The 19,157-nt window shown below is 42.8% G+C and carries 20 protein-coding genes and 1 tRNA gene (1 of these 21 running past the window's edge); 20 read left to right on the top strand and 1 reads right to left on the bottom strand.

Annotation, left to right across the window (positions count from 1 at the left end; genetic code table 11):
• From ACORHV_RS08870 to ACORHV_RS08845, 6 genes are all read left to right on the top strand, one after another.
• Positions 1-66: transfer RNA gene (locus tag ACORHV_RS08870), tRNA-Leu, on the top strand (it extends 18 nt beyond the left edge of the window).
• 174 nt (positions 67-240) lie between these two features.
• Positions 241-1,518, top strand: a complete 1,278-nt coding sequence (locus tag ACORHV_RS08865; RefSeq protein ID WP_000091645.1) for a hypothetical protein — start codon at positions 241-243, stop codon at positions 1,516-1,518.
• A gap of 75 nt (positions 1,519-1,593) precedes the next feature.
• Positions 1,594-3,078, top strand: coding sequence for a threonine synthase (gene thrC / locus ACORHV_RS08860; RefSeq protein ID WP_434398185.1), 1,485 nt, complete (start codon positions 1,594-1,596; stop codon positions 3,076-3,078).
• 60 nt (positions 3,079-3,138) lie between these two features.
• Positions 3,139-4,419: an MATE family efflux transporter gene (locus tag ACORHV_RS08855; RefSeq protein ID WP_434398183.1), complete on the top strand. Its 1,281-nt coding sequence runs from the start codon at positions 3,139-3,141 to the stop codon at positions 4,417-4,419.
• Between the two features lie 3 nt (positions 4,420-4,422).
• On the top strand, positions 4,423-5,079 hold the full coding sequence (locus ACORHV_RS08850; RefSeq protein WP_049484511.1) for an HAD family hydrolase: 657 nt from the start codon (positions 4,423-4,425) through the stop codon (positions 5,077-5,079).
• A gap of 129 nt (positions 5,080-5,208) precedes the next feature.
• Positions 5,209-6,420: a LysM peptidoglycan-binding domain-containing protein gene (locus ACORHV_RS08845; protein ID WP_049484512.1), complete on the top strand. Its 1,212-nt coding sequence runs from the start codon at positions 5,209-5,211 to the stop codon at positions 6,418-6,420.
• Positions 6,421-6,600: 180 nt separating this feature from the next.
• Here ACORHV_RS08845 and ACORHV_RS08840 read toward each other — a convergent pair whose 3' ends face one another.
• Entirely contained in the window at positions 6,601-7,458 is an 858-nt protein-coding gene (locus ACORHV_RS08840) for a DUF975 family protein (protein WP_434398180.1), read from the bottom strand.
• Between the two features lie 116 nt (positions 7,459-7,574).
• On the opposite strand from ACORHV_RS08840, the gene tgt reads away from it, so the two are divergent.
• From tgt to ACORHV_RS08770, 14 genes are all read left to right on the top strand, one after another.
• Positions 7,575-8,717 carry a tRNA guanosine(34) transglycosylase Tgt gene (gene tgt, locus ACORHV_RS08835; protein WP_001285237.1) on the top strand — a complete coding sequence of 381 codons (1,143 nt, stop codon included), beginning with the start codon at positions 7,575-7,577 and terminating at the stop codon, positions 8,715-8,717.
• Between the two features lie 133 nt (positions 8,718-8,850).
• Positions 8,851-10,668: an acyltransferase family protein gene (locus ACORHV_RS08830; RefSeq protein ID WP_001220885.1), complete on the top strand. Its 1,818-nt coding sequence runs from the start codon at positions 8,851-8,853 to the stop codon at positions 10,666-10,668.
• 140 nt (positions 10,669-10,808) lie between these two features.
• Positions 10,809-11,960 (top strand): N-acetylglucosamine-6-phosphate deacetylase, encoded by a 1,152-nt coding sequence (gene nagA / locus ACORHV_RS08825; RefSeq protein WP_001134447.1) that lies wholly within the window; start codon positions 10,809-10,811, stop codon positions 11,958-11,960.
• 154 nt (positions 11,961-12,114) lie between these two features.
• Complete coding sequence (locus tag ACORHV_RS08820) at positions 12,115-12,480, top strand: DUF1033 family protein (RefSeq protein ID WP_000286396.1); 366 nt, start codon at positions 12,115-12,117, stop codon at positions 12,478-12,480.
• A 69-nt stretch (positions 12,481-12,549) separates the two neighbouring features.
• Positions 12,550-13,491, top strand: a complete 942-nt coding sequence (comGA, locus tag ACORHV_RS08815; RefSeq protein ID WP_434398178.1) for a competence type IV pilus ATPase ComGA — start codon at positions 12,550-12,552, stop codon at positions 13,489-13,491.
• The gene (gene comGB / locus ACORHV_RS08810) at positions 13,439-14,455 is read left to right on the top strand and encodes a competence type IV pilus assembly protein ComGB (RefSeq protein ID WP_434399052.1); all 1,017 of its coding nucleotides are present in this window, start codon (positions 13,439-13,441) and stop codon (positions 14,453-14,455) included. The genes comGA and comGB overlap by 53 nt, the downstream gene beginning before the upstream one ends.
• A gap of 1 nt (position 14,456) precedes the next feature.
• Positions 14,457-14,780 carry a competence type IV pilus major pilin ComGC gene (gene comGC / locus ACORHV_RS08805; protein WP_000735798.1) on the top strand — a complete coding sequence of 108 codons (324 nt, stop codon included), beginning with the start codon at positions 14,457-14,459 and terminating at the stop codon, positions 14,778-14,780.
• Positions 14,743-15,177, top strand: a complete 435-nt coding sequence (gene comGD, locus ACORHV_RS08800) for a competence type IV pilus minor pilin ComGD (protein ID WP_434398176.1) — start codon at positions 14,743-14,745, stop codon at positions 15,175-15,177. Before comGC ends, comGD begins: the two co-directional genes overlap by 38 nt.
• A complete protein-coding gene (gene comGE, locus ACORHV_RS08795; RefSeq protein WP_434398174.1) occupies positions 15,140-15,442 on the top strand; it encodes a competence type IV pilus minor pilin ComGE in 303 nt (100 codons plus the stop codon). Before comGD ends, comGE begins: the two co-directional genes overlap by 38 nt.
• Positions 15,405-15,866, top strand: a complete 462-nt coding sequence (gene comGF / locus ACORHV_RS08790) for a competence type IV pilus minor pilin ComGF (protein WP_434398172.1) — start codon at positions 15,405-15,407, stop codon at positions 15,864-15,866. Before comGE ends, comGF begins: the two co-directional genes overlap by 38 nt.
• On the top strand, positions 15,844-16,257 hold the full coding sequence (comGG, locus tag ACORHV_RS08785) for a competence type IV pilus minor pilin ComGG (protein WP_434398170.1): 414 nt from the start codon (positions 15,844-15,846) through the stop codon (positions 16,255-16,257). The genes comGF and comGG overlap by 23 nt, the downstream gene beginning before the upstream one ends.
• A gap of 32 nt (positions 16,258-16,289) precedes the next feature.
• Entirely contained in the window at positions 16,290-16,880 is a 591-nt protein-coding gene (locus tag ACORHV_RS08780) for a class I SAM-dependent methyltransferase (RefSeq protein WP_434398168.1), read from the top strand.
• Between the two features lie 58 nt (positions 16,881-16,938).
• The gene (locus ACORHV_RS08775) at positions 16,939-17,892 is read left to right on the top strand and encodes a class I SAM-dependent methyltransferase (protein ID WP_434398166.1); all 954 of its coding nucleotides are present in this window, start codon (positions 16,939-16,941) and stop codon (positions 17,890-17,892) included.
• Between the two features lie 50 nt (positions 17,893-17,942).
• On the top strand, positions 17,943-19,133 hold the full coding sequence (locus ACORHV_RS08770) for an acetate kinase (RefSeq protein ID WP_000167800.1): 1,191 nt from the start codon (positions 17,943-17,945) through the stop codon (positions 19,131-19,133).
• Positions 19,134-19,157: the final 24 nt, after the last annotated feature.

Genomic DNA, 19,157 nt, shown 5'->3' with positions numbered 1-19,157 from the left:
GCAGACGCGCTGGACTCAAAATCCAGTGTCCGCAAGGACGTGCCGGTTCGACCCCGGCCGCCGGTATAGTAATAAAGACAAGGTTTTCGGACCTTGTTTTTTGTTTTGGTAAAGATTTTGATTAAGTACAGATAACTGATGAATCATCTTTTTCTTCTTATTCTAGTCATTTTTAGTGTATTTTTGGTATAATATTACTTATTCACAATTTATTTTGATTATGAAAGAGTTTGGTGATTAATGTCTCGGTCTGTTGAATTACTAAAGAAACGTTACTTAAAGAATATAAAAGAGCACCCAGATTTATTTATTGGGATTGAGTTAGAATATCCTATTGTAAATTTAGAGGGTAAAGCTACAGATGGTGAAGTTGTTAAGGATCTCTTTCGGTATTTACCATCAGTACTGGGCTTTACTATCGAAAAAGTGGATGATTTTGGGAATCCAATTCAGTTGCTTGATCCAGTCAGCCAAGATACGATCTTGTTTGAGGTTGCTTATACGACGATTGAGTTTGCATTCGGAAAGGCCGAATCTATCCAAGAGGTAGAAGAACGCCTTAACTTCTATATGGCTACGATTCAGAATAAATTGGGTGAAGCTAATCATGCTATTGTTGGCCGCGGCATTCATCCTAACTGGGATAAAAATGAGAATTGTCCAGTGGCTTATCCACGCTATCAGATGTTGATGGATTATCTGAATTTGAGTAGAAATGTAACTAAATCAGATTTACATCATTTCCCTGAGTATGGAGCCTTTATCTGTGGGAGTCAGGTTCAACTAGACATTTCAAGGTCCAACTACCTGCGTGTTATCAATGCTTTTACTCAAATTGAAGCTGCCAAAGCTTGTTTGTTTGCAAATTCTGAGTTTTCAGGGGCAGATTGGGATACCAAGATTTCGAGAGATATTTTTTGGGAAGAGTCTATGCACGGGATTTATCCTGAAAATGTAGGCGTCAATGCCAGACTCTTCAAAGACGAGAATGATTTTTTTGATTATCTAGATTATTCTGCAATCTTTACTGCGGAGCGTGATGGGCAGATCTATTATTTTTATCCGATTCAGGCTAGGGACTATTTGGCTACACCTGAAATCCAAGCATTTACCCTTAATGGGGATGAGGTGTTAATTCATCCTCAGGAGGAGGATTTCCAAACTCATCGTAGTTACCAGTACCAAGACTTAACGACTCGAGGAACAGTTGAGTTTCGTAGTGTGTGTACTCAGCCACTTGATAGGACTTTTGCTTCTGCTGCCTTTCACTTGGGCTTGTTGGTTCATTTAGACAAGCTTGAAGCTTACTTGCGAACTGCTCCATTTTTTACCACAGCTGGTCGTGATTATAAGCTTTTAAGACGACAATTTTCTAAAAAACAACTCACAGATGAAGAAGAAGCTGCGGTTCTCGAGTTTTCTAAAGATTTACTCACCCTAGCTGAGGAAGGACTGGAGAAAAGAGATAAGCAAGAAATGGTTTATTTAGAGCCTTTGAAGAAAGAATTGGGATTATAATTTCTCTTATAAAGGGAGAATTTTCTGAAAAATCATGATATAATGGAAGAGACTATAGATAAAGGATAGAGATTCATGACATTAGTTTATCAATCAACGCGTGATGCCAATAATACAGTAACTGCCAGCCAAGCTATTTTGCAAGGTTTGGCGACGGATGGTGGTCTGTTTACACCACTTACTTATCCAAAGGTGGATTTGGACTTTGAAACATTAAAAGATGCTTCTTACCAAGAAGTGGCTAAATTAGTTTTATCAGCCTTTTTAGATGACTTTACGGCTGAGGAGTTGGACTACTGTATCACCAATGCCTACGATAGCAAGTTTGATACTCCAGCTATTGCGCCATTGGTGAAACTGGATGGGCAATATAACTTGGAACTGTTCCATGGTTCAACGATCGCTTTTAAAGACATGGCCTTGTCTATCTTGCCGTACTTTATGACAACAGCCGCTAAAAAGCATGGTTTGGAGAACAAGATTGTCATTTTGACAGCGACATCTGGTGATACTGGGAAAGCTGCTATGGCGGGGTTTGCCGATGTGCCTGGAACTGAGATTATCGTTTTTTATCCGAAAGATGGTGTTAGCAAGGTACAAGAGTTGCAAATGACTACTCAGACTGGCGACAATACTCATGTTATCGCTATTGATGGAAACTTTGATGATGCACAAACAAACGTGAAGCACATGTTCAACGATGTGGAACTTCGTGAAAAATTGGCAGCGAACAAGTTGCAATTTTCATCAGCTAACTCTATGAACATTGGTCGTTTGGTACCACAGATTGTTTATTATGTTTATGCCTACGCTCAGTTGGTCAAGTCTGGTGAGATTGTGGCTGGTGAAAAGGTCAATTTCACAGTACCAACAGGAAACTTTGGAAATATTTTGGCTGCCTTTTATGCCAAGCAAATTGGTCTGCCAGTTGGTAAATTAGTCTGTGCTTCAAATGACAACAATGTCTTGACAGACTTCTTCAAAACACGTGTTTACGATAAGAAACGTGAGTTTAAGGTAACGACTAGCCCATCTATGGATATCCTAGTATCTTCAAACTTAGAGCGTTTAATTTTCCATCTTTTGGGGAATGATGCGGTTAAGACAGCTGAACTCATGAATGCTTTGAGTACACAAGGACAATATGAATTGACAGACTTTGATGCAGCGATTCTGGATCTCTTTGCAGCTGAATATGCGACTGAGGAAGAAACTGCGGCAGAAATTAAACATGTTTATCAAACAGATGGCTATATCGAGGATCCACATACGGCGGTTGCCTCAGCTGTTTATAGAAAATACCAAGCGGCTACTGGGGATGCGGCTAAGACAGTGATTGCTTCAACAGCTAGTCCCTACAAGTTCCCAGTGGTTGCAGTAGAAGCTGTAACAGGAAAAGCAGGCTTGACTGACTTTGAAGCCTTGGCTCAATTACATGACATTTCAGGAGTGGCAGTGCCGTCAGCAGTTGACGGGCTTGAGACAGCTCCTGTTCGTCACAAAACAACAGTGGCAGCTGCTGATATGCAAGCAGCGGTTGAGGCTTATCTAGGACTTTAAGACAGAGGAAGTAAACTCGGTTGGGAAACCAACTGAGTTTCTTTTCATCAGGAGGAAGGATTGTTTAAAAAAAATAAAGACATTCTTAATATTGCATTGCCAGTTATGGGTGAAAACTTTTTGCAGATGCTCATGGGGATGGTGGACAGCTACTTGGTCGCCCACTTGGGCTTGATCGCTATTTCGGGTGTTTCAGTAGCTGGCAATGTTATCACGATTTACCAGGCCATTTTCATCGCTTTGGGGGCTGCTATTTCCAGTGTTATTTCAAAAAGCATGGGTCAGAAAGACCAGTCCAAGCTAGCTTATCATGTGACTGAAGCGCTGAAGATTACCTTGCTACTGAGTTTGCTTTTAGGAGCCTTATCGCTCTTTGCTGGGAAAGAGATGATAGGACTCTTGGGAACTGAGCAGGAGGTGGCCGAGAGTGGTGGGCTCTACCTATCTTTGGTAGGTGGATCGATTGTTCTCTTGGGCTTGATGACCAGTCTAGGTGCCTTGATTCGTGCAACGCATAATCCGCGTCTACCCCTCTATGTGAGTCTTTTATCCAATGCCTTAAATATTCTTTTTTCAAGTCTAGCTATTTTTGTTCTTGATATGGGCATAGCTGGTGTTGCATGGGGGACTATTCTGTCTCGCTTGGTTGGTCTTGTGATTTTGTGGTCTCAATTAAAGCTGCCTTTTGAGAAACCGACTTTTGGACTGGATAAAGACTTACTGACCTTGGCTTTGCCAGCGGCAGGGGAACGTCTCATGATGCGGGCTGGAGACGTTGTCATCATTGCCTTGGTTGTTTCTTTTGGGACGGAGGCAGTAGCGGGGAATGCAGTTGGAGAAGTCTTGACCCAGTTTAACTATATGCCTGCCTTTGGCGTCGCTACGGCAACAGTCATGCAGGTGGCTCGAGCAGTTGGGGAGAATGATTGGGCAAGGGTGGACAAACTAAGTAAGCAAACTTTTTGGCTTTCTCTGCTTCTCATGTTGCCCTTAACTCTCAGTATCTATGCCTTGGGGACACCATTGACTCATCTCTATACGACGGACCCTATAGCAGTTGAAGCGAGCGTTTTGGTGGTACTGTTCTCTCTACTAGGAACTCCCATGGCGACAGGGACAGTTATATATACGGCAGTGTGGCAGGGATTGGGAAATGCTCGCCTCCCCTTTTATGCGACAAGTATTGGGATGTGGTGTATCCGTATAGGGACAGCCTATCTTATGGGTATTGTTCTTGGTTGGGGCTTGCCTGGTATTTGGGCAGGGACTCTCTTGGATAATGGTTTCCGTTGGTTATTTCTACGTTACCGTTACCAGCGTTATATGAGCTTGAAAGGATAGGAGATGCAAAAAATAGCCTTTATTTGGGATTTAGACGGGACTTTATTGGACTCTTACGAAGCGATTTTGTCAGGGATTGAGGAGACCTTTGCTCAATTTTCTATTCCTTATGATAAGGAAAAAGTGAGAGAGTTTATCCTCAGGTACTCTGTGCAGGATTTGCTGGAGCAGGTAGCAGAAGAGAGAAATCTGGATGCGGAAGTACTCAATCAGGTGCGTGCCCAGAGTCTGGCTGAGAAGAATACTCAGGTAGTTTTGATGCCAGGTGTGCGTGAAGTGCTAGCTTGGGCAGACCAAGCAGGGATTCAGCAGTTTGTCTATACTCATAAGGGGGACAATGCTTTTGCCATTCTCAGAGACTTGGGGTTGGAATCCTATTTCAAAGAGATTTTAACCAGTCAGAGTGGCTTTGCGCGCAAGCCCAGTCCAGAAGCGGCGACCTATCTGCTAGACAAGTATGAGTTGGATTCTGAGAACACCTACTATATAGGAGACCGAACTTTGGATGTGGAATTTGCCCAGAATAGTGGCCTTCAAAGCATCAACTTTTTAGAGTCTTCTTATGAAGGGAATCAGAGGATTCAAGCACTGGCAGATGTTCCTCATATTTTTGAGGATTGGGGACGAGAAGATTGTGTCAGTTTTGTGACAGAAACCTAACAAACTATTTCAAGTAATCGAGTTTGTTACAAGGAATAGACAGTTCTGTTAAATAGGCCCGAGAGGGCTTTTTTTCTGCTTTTTTTGTGTTATGATAGACAGGTACTCATTTGAAAGGAATATGAACGAATGAAGAAAAGAATTATTTTAGCCTCAACAGTAGCCTTGTCTCTTGCTCCCGCATTAGGAGCTAAAGCTCAAGAAATCTCTTGGACAGCACGTAGCGTTGAGCAAATCCAAAATGACGTGACGAAAAACGAAAACAAAAACAGCTATACAGTTCAGTATGGTGATACCCTGAGCACGATTGCAGAAGCTTTGGGAGTAGATGTGACGGTCCTTGCTAATTTGAATAAAATTACCAATATGGACTTGATTTTCCCAGATACTGTCCTCACTACAACTGTCAATGAGGAAGAAGAGGTAACGGAAGTTGAAATCCAAGCTCCTCAATCAGATGCTAGTGAAGAAGTGACGACTGCGACAGCTGATTTGACGACGAATCAAGTGACAGTTGATGAACAAACAGTTCAAGTAGAAGATCTTTCTCAACCAATTGAGGAAGCTCCAACTGCAACAGAGACTGAAAAACCAGCAGAAGTAGCGCCAAGTTCAGAAGTTTCTGAGACAGCGACAGTTGCTGAAGAGACACTATCTACAGAAACACCTGTAGCTGAAGAAACAGCTGAAACGACTCTAGCGGAAGCACCAGTAGCAGAAACAACTCGCCCAGTTGAAGAAGCTCCACAAGTGGCGATTCCAGCTACCGAAGAAACGGCAGCAACAACTCCAGCAGAAGCCCCAGTAGCAGCTGCTCCAGCAACTGAAACGCCTGCTGATACAACAGGAACAAGTGCAACAGAAGAAACAGCAGCATCAACAGCAACTTCTGACACTGCAACTTCGACTTATCAAGCAGAGCAAAGCCAAACTCCTTCAAGAACTTATTCAGCTCCAGCGGCTCCTGACTATGCAGGACTTGCTGTAGCTAAGTCTGAGAATGCAGGTCTTCAACCACAAACAGCAGCCTTTAAAGAAGAAGTAGCCAACTTGTTTGGGATTACATCCTTTAGTGGCTACCGTCCTGGTGACAGTGGGGACCATGGTAAAGGTTTGGCCATCGACTTCATGGTTCCAGTGAGTTCAGCACTCGGGGATCAAATTGCAGAATATGCAGTCAAAAATATGGCTAGCCGTGGTATCAACTACATCATCTGGAAACAACGTTTCTACGCTCCATACGATAGTAAATATGGACCAGCTTACACGTGGAATCCAATGCCGGATCGTGGTAGTGTGACCGAAAACCACTATGACCACGTTCACGTTTCAATGAACTAATCATTAAAATGGAAGTTGGGAACTGATTGAGTTCCCTCTTCTTTTTTGCATGTCATTCCTTCAGGATAAACAAGAAGATTATTCTGAAGCAAGGTGGGCCTGCTATTTTGACTCTGCTGAGTATGTTACTTTTGAAATAAGAAAACCAGCGTCCTGAACGACGCTGGTTTTTGTAGACTCTTATCCATTTCGACGTTTACGGGCTAGTAGGGCTCTGTAAAAGAAGATGTGATTGTTCTGGATATAGGGAAGGAGTGAAAAGCTAGCAATTCCAAAGGTGATCCAGTTGAGGAAGTACCAAGGGAGTAGTTGTAGGTCGAGGACAAAGCGCTGGAATTTGTAACCCTTCATCAAGAAACGGCTGGTTTTCAGGATTTGACGGGGTTTAGCCTGTCCTAAATCCAGAGTATCGCAGAGGAGGAATTCTACCTGCGAGTAGGCATAATATTGTGGAACGTAGAGGATGTTCCCTACAATCATCAAGATGAGACTCGCGAAAAAGTAGAGGCCAAAGGTCATAAGGAACTGCTCTGTTTCAAGGGATGAGAGGTCTAATTTTGGAAATTCAGGATGTAGGGCGACAAATCTCCGAGCTAAGAGATTGCTATAAAAGAGAAAATAAACGCCTACTAAGTTTGGAATGCTCCATAAAAAGAGGTAGAAACGTTTGAGGAGCAGAGTGAGGAAGGTTTGCGAGAAGCGCTCTTCAGCAAAGAGGGCCAGGCTTGATTTTACTGAGAGTTCTGTATCAGGATCCTTGAGGAGTCGGAGTGTCGCAAAAGCAGCACCTGCTAGAAAAATTGTGCTCAAAAAAGAAACCACTAGTGGGAAGAGATAGGCTTGGAGCACTTGTGCCAGCATGCTGAAAAAGGATTGCTCTAAAACACTTTCTTGGAGACGAGCCAAGGGGTTGAGAAAGCCTGATAAGATGACCAGTATGCTAGGTAAGAGATAGACGAGAAAGAGGCGGGGATTTTCAGCCTGAAACTGCCTCGTCTGCAGACGAATGGTTTTTAAATCAATTTTTGGGTATTTCATTCTCTCATTATACCATAGTTCGTGACAGTTCCTAGTTTTTTTGATAAAATCATACAGTATGCCTTTGGGCACAAAGTATGAACTGGGACTGTTTTTCCCAGCTTCGGAGGTAAAAAATGTCAGATTCACCAATCAAATACCGTTTGATTAAGAAAGAGAAACACACGGGAGCTCGTCTGGGAGAAATCATCACCCCGCACGGTACCTTCCCGACACCTATGTTTATGCCAGTTGGGACCCAAGCTACTGTCAAGACCCAGTCACCAGAGGAGTTGAAGGAGATGGGATCAGGGATTATCCTCTCTAATACCTATCATCTCTGGCTTCGCCCTGGAGATGAACTCATCGCACGCGCAGGTGGTCTCCACAAATTTATGAACTGGGACCAACCAATTTTGACAGATAGTGGTGGCTTCCAGGTTTATTCCCTAGCAGATAGCCGAAATATCACCGAAGAAGGAGTAACCTTTAAAAACCATCTCAATGGTTCCAAGATGTTCCTATCGCCAGAAAAGGCCATCTCTATTCAGAACAATTTAGGCTCAGACATCATGATGTCTTTTGATGAATGTCCTCAGTTTTACCAACCTTACGACTACGTTAAGAAATCCATCGAGCGTACTAGCCGTTGGGCCGAACGTGGCTTGAAGGCTCACCGTCGTCCACATGACCAAGGTTTGTTTGGAATTGTACAGGGGGCAGGATTTGAAGACCTTCGCCGTCAGTCAGCTCACGACCTTGTTAGCATGGACTTCCCTGGTTACTCTATCGGTGGTTTGGCAGTAGGAGAGACCCATGAAGAAATGAATGCAGTCTTGGACTTTACAACTCAACTGCTGCCTGAAAATAAACCTCGCTATTTGATGGGTGTGGGAGCGCCGGATAGCTTGATTGATGGGGTGATTCGTGGTGTGGATATGTTTGACTGTGTCTTGCCGACTCGTATCGCTCGTAACGGAACTTGTATGACCAGCCAAGGTCGTTTGGTTGTCAAAAATGCACAATTCGCTGAAGACTTTACGCCACTGGATCCTGAGTGTGATTGCTACACATGCAAGAACTACACACGCGCCTACCTTCGTCACCTGCTCAAGGCTGACGAAACCTTTGGTATCCGCTTGACTAGCTACCACAATCTCTACTTCTTGCTCAATCTGATGAAGCAAGTGCGTCAAGCCATCATGGATGATAATCTATTGGAATTCCGTGAGTATTTTGTGGAAAAATATGGCTACAACAAGTCAGGGCGCAATTTCTAAAGTGTAAAATTAGAATGCCAAAATCCTAAGTTTTCTCTTAGGATTTTTCCTATTTTTTTGATAGAATAGGGAGTATAATGGAATGGAAATTAGGCGGTGTTTTGCTTCCTAATTTAATGGAGAATAGACTCGTATGCGTATTAAATGGTTTTCCTTGATTAGGATTACAGGTTTACTTTTGGTGCTTTTGTACCACTTCTTTCAAACGATCTTTCCTGGAGGCTTCTTTGGGGTAGATGTCTTTTTCACTTTTTCAGGATTTTTGATCACCTCCCTCCTTTTAGAAGAATTTGGGAAGGCACGCCAGATTGACTTACTGGGCTTTTTTAAGAGACGGTTTTACCGCATCGTGCCACCTGTGGTGCTGATGGTTTTGGTGACCATGCCTTTTACTTTCTTGGTTCGTCAAGACTATGTTGCTGGAATTGGTGGCCAGATAGCTGGAGTTCTCGGTTTTATGACCAACTTCTACGAAATGTTAACAGGGGGTAGTTATGAATCCCAGTTCATTCCGCATCTCTTTGTTCACAACTGGAGCCTAGCTGTTGAGGTTCACTACTATATCCTTTGGGGCTTAGCGGTTTGGTTCTTATCGAAACGTTCAAAATCTAGTAGTCAATTGAGAGGGATAGTCTTTCTCCTTTCTGCAGGAGCTTTTATCATTAGCTTTTTCTCCATGTTTATTGGTAGTCTAATGGCTAGTTCCTATTCATCTGTCTACTTTTCAAGTTTAACCCATGTCTATCCCTTCTTTTTAGGAAGCATTTTGGCGACAGTTGTGGGGGTTCGTCAGACGAGCGATTTAGTCAAGCAGTTTGACCGGATGTGGGACCTTCGTCAAAATCTACTGGTATTTGCTGCGGGGCTTTTGGTATTGTTGCTTCTGACTTTCTTTGTCAAATTTACCTACCTGTTTGCGTACTTATTTGGCTTCTTGCTAGCAAGTTTAGCGGCAGTGACCATGATTTTTGCTGCGCGTGTCTTGCATGAGAAAACGCCTGAGATACAAGAACCTCGGATCATTACATTTTTAGCGGATACTAGCTACGCGGTTTATCTTTTCCACTGGCCTTTTTATATTATCTTTTCTCAGCTGATGAGTAATCTGCCTGCTGTTATTCTGACAATCATCTTTTCTTATTTCTTTGCTATCCTATCCTTCTATATTATTGAGCCGTTGATTGCCGGTAAATCCAATCCTTTAATACGGAAGATTAGTCGATTGCCTCATATTAAACCAATTAGTGCTGGTGCTGCTGGCATTCTTACCTTGATTACCTTGATTATCATAGCTGTGGCTCCTCAAGTTGGAGCTTTTGAGACAGACTTGATGGTCAATGGTTTCAAACAAGCCCAGACCAATATAGGACAAACAAAGACTCTTGCTGAACAAGCTGAACTGAGTCGTCTAGGAATTTCTGAGGGAACAAGCCTAATAGGAGATTCGGTAGCCTTGCGTGCCAATACAGCCTTACAAGAGGCACTTCCTGAAGCGAATATCAATGCCCAGGTTAGTCGAACGACCAAGCAAGCCAATGACATCATGCTCAATAACAGTCAGAACAAGGCGCTGCTAAAAACAGTCGTCATTGCAACGGGAGTCAACAATCCTGAAGGTTATAAGAATGATTTGGACAGCATCGTGAACCATCTACCGAAAGGACACCATCTGATACTGGTGACACCTTATGAGGGAGATAAGAGCAAGGACACTTACACATCAGTGGAACAGTATGCGGCTTATGCGAGAGAATTAGCTGAAAAGAACCCATATGTGAGCATCGCTGACTGGAATAAGGTTGCTAAGGAACACCCTGAAATCTGGGCTGGAACTGACCAAGTTCACTTTGGAAATAATAGCAACATGATTGAAGAAGGTGCTAAACTTTACGCAGAGACGATTGCAGCTGCTGTTAAGGCTGCTCAAGAACTACCTGTAAAATCAAAATAAAATTAAAGAGTTGGAGAAATCCAGCTCTTTTAAAATATCTCTAGAAAATAGGTCTATACCATTTACAAATGAAAAAGAAAGGTTTATAATGTAATTGACATAATAAATTCTAGAATCAATCTATCAAGGAGGTTATCATTATGCCTAATTATATTAAAGCGGATCAGTTTTTCTACCCACACGGAGTTCGTCGTGGCGGTTACTTGGAACTTGTGGATGGCAAGTTTGGCAAACATGTAGAACAGATTCCTGAAGGAGCTGAGGTGATTGACTATACAGGTTATAGCATTGCCCCAGGACTTGTGGATACCCACATTCATGGATTTGGCGGTGTGGATGTCATGGACAATAACATCGAAGGAACCCTTCATACCATGAGTGAAGGTCTACTTAGCACGGGTGTTACCAGCTTCTTGCCAACGACCTTGACTTCCTCTTACGAGCAGTTGCTTGCGGTAACTGAAAATATCGGCGCTCGTTACCAGGAAGCAAGTGGAGCCAAGATTCGTGGGATCTATTTTGAAGGACCTTATTTCACAGAGAAATACAAGGGAGCCCAAAACCCTGCTTATATGAAAGACCCCCGTATGGATGAGTTTCGTGCTTGGCAAAAAGCAGCAAATGGCCTGCTCAATAAAATTGCCCTTGCGCCAGAACGTGAAGGTGTAGAAGACTTTGTTCGTACAGTTACGGGTGAAGGAGTGACCGTTGCTCTTGGACACTCCAATGCGACTTTTGATGAAGCTAAAAAAGCAGTCGATGCTGGAGCGAGTGTTTGGGTACATGCCTACAATGGGATGCGTGGGTTGACTCACCGTGAGCTCGGTATGGTGGGAGCCATGTATGAATTGCCACATACTTACGCAGAGTTGATCTGTGACGGTCACCACGTAGATCCAAAGGCCTGTGATATTTTGCTCAAGCAAAAAGGAACTGAAAATATCGCCCTTATCACAGACTGTATGACAGCGGGTGGATTGGAAGACGGCGACTACATGTTGGGAGAATTCCCAGTAGTTGTTGCTAATGGAACTGCTCGCCTCAAATCGACAGGCAATTTGGCAGGTTCAATCCTCAAACTCAAAGATGGTTTGAAAAATGTGGTCGAATGGGGCATTGCGAATCCGCATGAAGCAGTCATGATGGCCAGCCTCAACCCAGCAAAATCTGTTCACATCGATGATGTCTGTGGTCAAATCCGTGAAGGTTATGACGCTGACTTTATCGTACTAGATAAAGATTTGGAATTGGTAGCAACCTACCTAGATGGTGTGAAACGTTATCAAGCCTAAGAAGATAAAAAATAGGGGTCAATAAAGGACTCCTATTTTTATTATCAGATGAAAATAATAGGATTAAAGAAATTGCTAATGGGGGAAACAAGCAAAATCCTTTTCTTGTATTAAAAAATTAGATATAATATACGATACAAAGGAAGTAGTAAGAATGTATCGTGTTATAGAAATGTATGGGGATTTTGAACCGTGGTGGTTCATAGAAGGTTGGGAAGAAGATGTCATCATGAGTCAATCTTTTGACAAGTATTATGATGCTCTAAAATATTATAAATCATGCTGGTTTGAGCTGGAAAAGAAGAATCCTCTTTATAAGAGTCGGAGTGATTTGATGACTATCTTTTGGGATCCTGCTGATAAACGCTGGTGTGATGAGTGCGATGAGTATTTGCAGCAGTACCATTCTTTGGCACTTTTACAGGATGAGCAAGTCATCCCCGATGAAAAGCTACGTCCAGGCTACGAAAAACAAACAGGTCAAGAAAAGCATCGTTCTTGCCGCATGAAATGGAGATAAAAAGTAACTTTTAAAAGTTGCTTTTTATTTTTTTCAATTTTTTGCGAATAGTTAGATAAGGAGGGCGGTATGGTACAAGAAATTGCACAGAAAATTATTGCTACTGCGAAAGCAAAGAAGGCTCAGGATATCTATTTCATTCCCAAGGAAAAGTCCTATGAGCTTCACATGCGGGTTGGAGACGCGCGGTGTCTCGTTGACTCCTATGAGTTTGATGTTTTAGCTGCTGTGATTAGTCATTTTAAGTTTGTAGCGGGTATGAATGTAGGGGAGAAGAGACGTAGTCAGCTGGGCTCTTGCGACTATCAGCATGGGGAGAAGGTGTCTTCTCTGCGTTTGTCTACCGTAGGAGATTATCGGGGACATGAGAGTTTGGTCATTCGTTTGTTGCACGACGAAGAGCAGGACCTGCATTTCTGGTTTCAGGATATGAATGAACTGGGTGAGCAGTACCGGCAACGGGGCCTCTACCTTTTTGCGGGTCCAGTTGGAAGTGGCAAGACGACCTTGATGCACGAATTAGCCAAGTCTCTGTTTATGGGGCAACAGGTTATGTCCATCGAAGATCCTGTCGAGATCAAGCAGGACGACATGCTCCAGTTGCAGTTGAATGAGGCGATTGGATTGACCTATGAAAATCTGATCAAACTGTCTCTTCGGCATCGTCCTGACCTCTTGATTATTGGTGAAATTCGGGATAGCGAGACAGCGCGTGCAGTGGTCAGAGCCAGTTTGACAGGGGCGACAGTTTTTTCAACCATTCATGCCAAGAGTATCCGAGGTGTTTATGAACGCCTTCTGGAGTTGGGTGTGACGGAGGAGGAATTAGCAGTTGTCCTGCAAGGAGTCTGCTACCAGAGATTAATCGGGGGAGGAGGAATCGTTGACTTTGCAAATAAAGACTATCAAGAACACCAGCCAACTAGCTGGAATGAGCAGATTGACCAGCTTCTTAAAGATGGACATATCACAAGTCTTCAGGCCGAAACGGAAAAAATTAGCTACAGCTAAGCAGAAGAAAATCATCACCCTGTTTAACAATCTCTTCTCCAGTGGCTTTCATTTGGTGGATATTATTTCTTTCTTGGGAAGAAGTGCCCTGCTAGAAAAGGACTATGTGGCCCAGATGCACCAAGGCTTGGCTCAGGGGAAATCTTTCTCAGAGATGATGGACAGCTTGGGCTTTTCAAGTGCTATTGTGACCCAGTTATCTCTAGCTGAAGTGCATGGAAATCTTCACCTGAGTCTGGGGAAGATAGAAGAATATCTGGATAATTTGTCCAAGGTCAAGAAGAAGTTAATCGAAGTAGCGACCTATCCTTTGATTTTGCTGGGATTTCTCCTGCTAATCATGCTGGGGTTGAGAAACTATCTACTTCCCCAACTGGACAGTAGCAATATCGCCACTCAAATCATCGGTAATCTGCCACAAATATTTCTGGGACTAGTGCTGGTTTGCTCTCTATCTTTACTTTTAGCCCTCACTTTCTACAAAAGAAGTTCCAAGATGCGGGTCTTCTCGATGTTGGCACGCCTGCCCTTTCTGGGAATCTTTGTTCAGACCTATCTGACGGCCTATTACGCGCGTGAATGGGGCAATATGATTTCACAGGGGATGGAGCTGACGCAGATTTTTCAGATCATGCAGGAACAGGGTTCTCAGCTCTTTAAAGAAATCGGTCAAGAACTGGCTCAAGCCCTGCAAAATGGTCGCGAATTTTCTCAAACCATAGCAACCTATCCTTACTTTAAAAAGGAGTTGAGTCTCATCATCGAGTATGGGGAAGTCAAGTCCAAGCTGGGGAGTGAGTTGGAAATCTATGCTGAGAAGACTTGGGAAGCCTTTTTTACCCGAGTTAATCGTACCATGAATCTGGTACAGCCACTGGTTTTTATCTTTGTGGCCCTGATTATCGTTTTACTTTATGCGGCAATGCTTATGCCCATGTATCAAAATATGGAGGTAAATTTTTAAAATGAAAAAACTCATGACAAATTTAAAAAAAGCCAAGGTTAAAGCTTTCACTTTGGTAGAAATGTTAGTGGTTTTGCTTATCATCAGTGTTCTTCTCTTGCTCTTTGTGCCCAATTTGACCAAGCAAAAGGATGCCGTAGATGATAAAGGAAAAGCTGCTGTTGTCAAGGTAGTGGAAAGCCAGGCAGAACTCTATCGTTTGGATAAAAATGATGACGCCAGCCTCAGCAAATTACAAGCGGACGGCCGTATCACAGCTGAGCAAGCTAAAGCTTATAAAGACTACCATGCAAAACAAAAAACAAGTCAAACTGTTGCAGATTAAGGCCTTTACTATGCTGGAGAGTCTCTTAGTTTTGGGACTTGTGAGTATCCTTGGTTTAGTCCTGTCTGGCTCTGTCCAGTCCAGTTTTGCGGCGGTAGAGGAGCAGATTTTCTTTATGGAGTTTGAAGAACTCTATCGGGAAACGCAAAAACGCAGTGTAGCCAGTCAGCACAAGACCAGTCTGAACTTAGATGGACAGACGATCAGCAATGGCAGTCAAAACTTGACAGTTCCTAAAGGAATTCAGGCACCATCAGGACAAAGCATTATATTTGACCGAGCTGGGGGCAATTCGTCCTTGGCTAAGGTTGAATTTCAGACCAGTAAAGGAGCGATTCGCTATCAATTATATCTAGGAAATGGAAAAATTAAACGCACTAAGGAAACAAAAAATTAAGGCAGTAATCTTACTAGAAGCAGTAGTAGCTTTGGCTGTGTTTGCCAGCATTGCAACCCTCCTTTTAGGACAAATTCAGAAAAATAGACAAGAAGAGGCAGAAATCTTGCAAAAAGAGGAAGTCTTGCGTGTGGCGAAGATGGCTCTGCAAATAGGGCAAAATCAAGTAAATATAAATGGAGTGGAGATTCAGGTATTTGCTAGTGAAAAGGGATTGGAGGTCTACCATGGTTCATCGAAGTTGCTGGATCTTAAAGAGCAGTAAGGTAAAAGCTTTCACTCTTTTAGAATCTCTGATTGCCCTTATCGTCATTAGCGGAGGCTTGCTCCTCTTTCAGGCTATGAGTCAGCTCCTCATTTCAGAAGTTCGTCACCAGCAGCAAAGCGAGCAAAAGGAGTGGCTCTTGTTTGTGGATCAGCTGGAGGCAGAGTTAGAGCGTTCGCAGTTTGAAAAGGTAGAAGGCAATCGCCTCTACATGAAACAGGATGGTAAGGATATCTCTATAGGGAAGTCTAAATCGGATGATTTTCGAAAAACGGATACCAGCGGACGGGGCTACCAACCGATGGTTTATGGGCTCAAATCAGCTCAAATTACAGAGGAAAATCAATTGGTTCGCTTTCGCTTCCAATTTCAAAAAGGCTTAGAAAGGGAATTCATCTATCGTGTGGAAAAAGCAAAAAGTTAAGGCAGGCGTTTTTTTATATGCAGTCACCATGGCAGCCATTTTTAGCCTTTTGTTGCAGTTTTATTTAAATCGGCAAGTAGCCCATCACAAAGACTTTGCCCTAAACAAAGAAAAGCTGGCAGCTTTTGCCATGGCCAAGCGCAGTAAAGATAAGGTTGAGCAAGAAAGTGGGGAACGAGTCTTCAACTTAGGAAAAGTCAGGTATCAAAATACGAAAACAGGTTTTACAACAAGTGTTCGTATGAATAAGGGCAACTATGAATTTCTCTTTCCTCCGATGAAAATCCAAGAAAAGAAAACAGCTAAAAAGGAAGAGGTAGCGACTGATTCAAGCAATCAAGCAGAGAAGAAAAAATCAGAAGAGAAGTCTGAAAAGAAAGACAATTCCTAGTCAATTCAACTACTTTGTGCTAAACTAAAAGCATGAAACATGATTTTAATCACAAAGCAGAAACCTTTGATTCGCCCAAAAATATCTTTCTTGCAAATTTGGTGTGTCAAGTAGTTGAAAAACAGATTGCTCTTCTATCAGACAAGGAAATTCTGGATTTCGGTGGTGGGACAGGTCTATTAGCTTTGCCCCTAGCCAAGCAGGCCAAGTCGGTTACCCTTGTAGATATCTCGGAGAAAATGCTGGAGCAAGCCCGTTTGAAAGCAGAGCAACAAGACATCAAGAATATCCAGTTTTTGGAGCAGGATTTACTGGCAAATCCCTTGGAACAGCAATTTGACCTGATTGTTGTCAGTCGGGTTCTTCATCATATGCCTGATCTAGATGCAACTCTTGCCATGTTTTACCATCACCTTAGGGAGAATGGACAAGTTCTCATCGCTGATTTTGTCAAGACAGATACCAACCATCATGGTTTTGATTTAGCTGAACTGGAAAATAAGTTAATTCAGCAGGTTTTTTCATCTGTGCATAGTCAGATTCTCTATAGCGCTGAAGAATTGTTTCAAGGAAATTATTCAGAACTCTTTTTAACAGTAGCCCAAAAATCACTCGCTGACTAAAGCAGTGATTTTTTCTCTTCAGATGGAAAAAAGGAGGGAAATTTGATAAGATAGGAATATGGATTTTGAAAAAATTGAACAAGCTTATACGTATTTACTAGAGAATGTCCAAGTCATCCAAAGTGATTTGGCGACCAACTTTTATGATGCCTTAGTAGAGCAAAACAGCATTTATCTAGATGGCGAGACTGAGCAAAAGCAGGTCAAGGAGAACAATCAAGCCCTTAAGCGCTTAGCACTTCGCAAGGAAGAGTGGCTCAAGACCTACCAGTTTCTCTTGATGAAGGTGGGACAAACGGAGCCTTTACAGGCCAATCACCAGTTTACGCCGGATGCCATTGCCCTCCTCTTGGTACTTATTGTGGAAGAGTTGCTGGATCAAGAGGAAATTAGCATCCTCGAAATAGGTTCTGGTATGGGGATTTTGGGGGCTACTTTCTTGACTTCTCTTGCTAAAAAAGTAGATTACTTGGGAATCGAAGTGGATGACTTGCTGATTGATTTGGCAGCCAGTATGGCAGATGTGATTGGTTTGCAGGCTGGTTTTGTCCAAGGAGATGCCGTTCGTCCGCAAATGCTTAAAGAAAGCGACGTGGTCATCAGCGACTTGCCTGTAGGCTATTACCCAGACGATGCCATCGCTTCTCGCTATCAAGTGGCTTCTAGTCAAGAGCATACCTATGCCCACCATTTGCTGATGGAACAAGGCTTCAAGTACCTTAAGTCAAATGGCTATGCTATTTTTCTAGCTCCGAGTGATTTATTGACCAGCCCTCAAAGTGACTCATTAAAAGGGTGGCTCAAAGACGAAGTGAGTCTGGCTGCTATCATCGCTCTGCCAGAGGATATTTTCTCAACTGCAAGCCAAGCTAAAAGTATTTTTGTCTTACAGAAGAAAAGAGACAAGGAAATAGAACCCTTTGTCTACCCTCTTACTAGCTTGCAAGATCCGTCAGTTTTGTTGACCTTTAAAGAAAATTTTCAAAATTGGAGCAAAGGTACTGAAATATAAAAGAGATTTTGTTATAATAGATGAAAACGCTTAAAAAGAGGTATCATCTTATGACAAAAACAATTGCAATCAATGCAGGAAGCTCAAGCTTGAAATGGCAACTATACCAAATGCCAGAAGAAACTGTATTGGCGAAAGGCTTGATTGAACGTATTGGCTTGAAGGATTCGATCTCAACAGTAAAATTTGACGGTCGTTCGGAGCAACAAATTCTTGATATTGAAGACCATACACAAGCCGTTAAAATTTTATTAGATGACTTGATTCGTTTTGACATTATCAAAGGGTACGACGAAATTACAGGTGTCGGCCACCGCGTCGTTGCAGGTGGTGAATATTTCAAGGAATCAACAGTTGTTGAGGGAGATGTGTTAGAAAAAGTTGAGGAATTGGGACTGTTGGCTCCTCTTCACAATCCAGCTAACGCAGCTGGAATTCGCGCATTTAAGGAATTGCTGCCAGATATTACCAGTGTTGTCGTATTTGATACCTCATTCCACACAACCATGCCAGAGAAGGCTTATCGCTACCCTCTACCAACTAAATACTACACAGACAACAAGGTTCGTAAATATGGTGCCCACGGGACAAGCCACCAGTTTGTCGCAGAAGAAGCAGCGAAACTTTTGGGCCGTCCTCTAGAAGATTTGAAATTGATTACCTGCCATATTGGTAACGGGGCTTCTATCACAGCTGTTAAGGGTGGGAAGTCTGTGGATACTTCTATGGGATTCACACCACTTGGAGGTGTGATGATGGGAACTCGTACAGGAGATATTGACCCTGCTATCATCCCTTATCTCATGCAATATACAGAGGATTTCAATACCCCTGAAGATATTAGTCGCGTTCTCAATCGTGAATCAGGGCTCATGGGAGTTTCTGGCCAGTCAAGCGATATGCGTGATGTGATTGCTGCCATGGAAGCAGGAGACCATGATGCAACTTTGGCTTATGAAATGTATGTTGATCGTATCCAAAAACATATCGGCCAATATCTTGCAGTCCTAAATGGAGCAGATGCGATTATCTTCACAGCAGGTATCGGTGAAAATGCTGCAAACGTACGTGAAGATGTCATCTCAGGTATCTCTTGGTTTGGTTGTGATGTGGATCCAGAAAAGAACGTCTTTGGTGTAACGGGAGATATCTCAACTGATGCGGCGAAAATCCGTGTCTTGGTTATTCCAACAGATGAAGAATTGGTGATTGCACGCGATGTTGAGCGCTTGAAAAAATAAGTAAATACACGTAAAATTTGATTG

The organism is Streptococcus sp. KHUD_016, assembly GCF_051106465.1.
GTDB lineage: Bacteria > Bacillota > Bacilli > Lactobacillales > Streptococcaceae > Streptococcus.
Note: the sequence above shows the minus strand (reverse complement) of the source record. Positions and strands in the feature narration are given on the sequence as shown.

Excerpts from the sequence above, each read along its gene's own strand:
- ACORHV_RS08830 (WP_001220885.1), top strand. The coding sequence starts at position 8,851 with ATGCGTATTAAATGGTTTTCCTTGATTAGGATTACAGGTTTACTTTTG.
- thrC (WP_434398185.1), top strand. The coding sequence starts at position 1,594 with ATGACATTAGTTTATCAATCAACGCGTGATGCCAATAATACAGTAACT.
- comGC (WP_000735798.1), top strand. The coding sequence starts at position 14,457 with ATGAAAAAACTCATGACAAATTTAAAAAAAGCCAAGGTTAAAGCTTTC.
- ACORHV_RS08820 (WP_000286396.1), top strand. The coding sequence starts at position 12,115 with ATGTATCGTGTTATAGAAATGTATGGGGATTTTGAACCGTGGTGGTTC.
- comGE (WP_434398174.1), top strand. The coding sequence starts at position 15,140 with ATGGAAAAATTAAACGCACTAAGGAAACAAAAAATTAAGGCAGTAATC.
- ACORHV_RS08865 (WP_000091645.1), top strand. The coding sequence starts at position 241 with ATGTCTCGGTCTGTTGAATTACTAAAGAAACGTTACTTAAAGAATATA.
- comGA (WP_434398178.1), top strand. The coding sequence starts at position 12,550 with ATGGTACAAGAAATTGCACAGAAAATTATTGCTACTGCGAAAGCAAAG.
- nagA (WP_001134447.1), top strand. The coding sequence starts at position 10,809 with ATGCCTAATTATATTAAAGCGGATCAGTTTTTCTACCCACACGGAGTT.
- ACORHV_RS08770 (WP_000167800.1), top strand. The coding sequence starts at position 17,943 with ATGACAAAAACAATTGCAATCAATGCAGGAAGCTCAAGCTTGAAATGG.
- ACORHV_RS08845 (WP_049484512.1), top strand. The coding sequence starts at position 5,209 with ATGAAGAAAAGAATTATTTTAGCCTCAACAGTAGCCTTGTCTCTTGCT.
- comGD (WP_434398176.1), top strand. The coding sequence starts at position 14,743 with ATGCAAAACAAAAAACAAGTCAAACTGTTGCAGATTAAGGCCTTTACT.
- tgt (WP_001285237.1), top strand. The coding sequence starts at position 7,575 with ATGTCAGATTCACCAATCAAATACCGTTTGATTAAGAAAGAGAAACAC.
- comGB (WP_434399052.1), top strand. The coding sequence starts at position 13,439 with ATGGACATATCACAAGTCTTCAGGCCGAAACGGAAAAAATTAGCTACA.
- ACORHV_RS08775 (WP_434398166.1), top strand. The coding sequence starts at position 16,939 with ATGGATTTTGAAAAAATTGAACAAGCTTATACGTATTTACTAGAGAAT.
- ACORHV_RS08780 (WP_434398168.1), top strand. The coding sequence starts at position 16,290 with ATGAAACATGATTTTAATCACAAAGCAGAAACCTTTGATTCGCCCAAA.
- comGF (WP_434398172.1), top strand. The coding sequence starts at position 15,405 with ATGGTTCATCGAAGTTGCTGGATCTTAAAGAGCAGTAAGGTAAAAGCT.
- ACORHV_RS08850 (WP_049484511.1), top strand. The coding sequence starts at position 4,423 with ATGCAAAAAATAGCCTTTATTTGGGATTTAGACGGGACTTTATTGGAC.
- ACORHV_RS08840 (WP_434398180.1), bottom strand. The coding sequence starts at position 7,458 with ATGAAATACCCAAAAATTGATTTAAAAACCATTCGTCTGCAGACGAGG.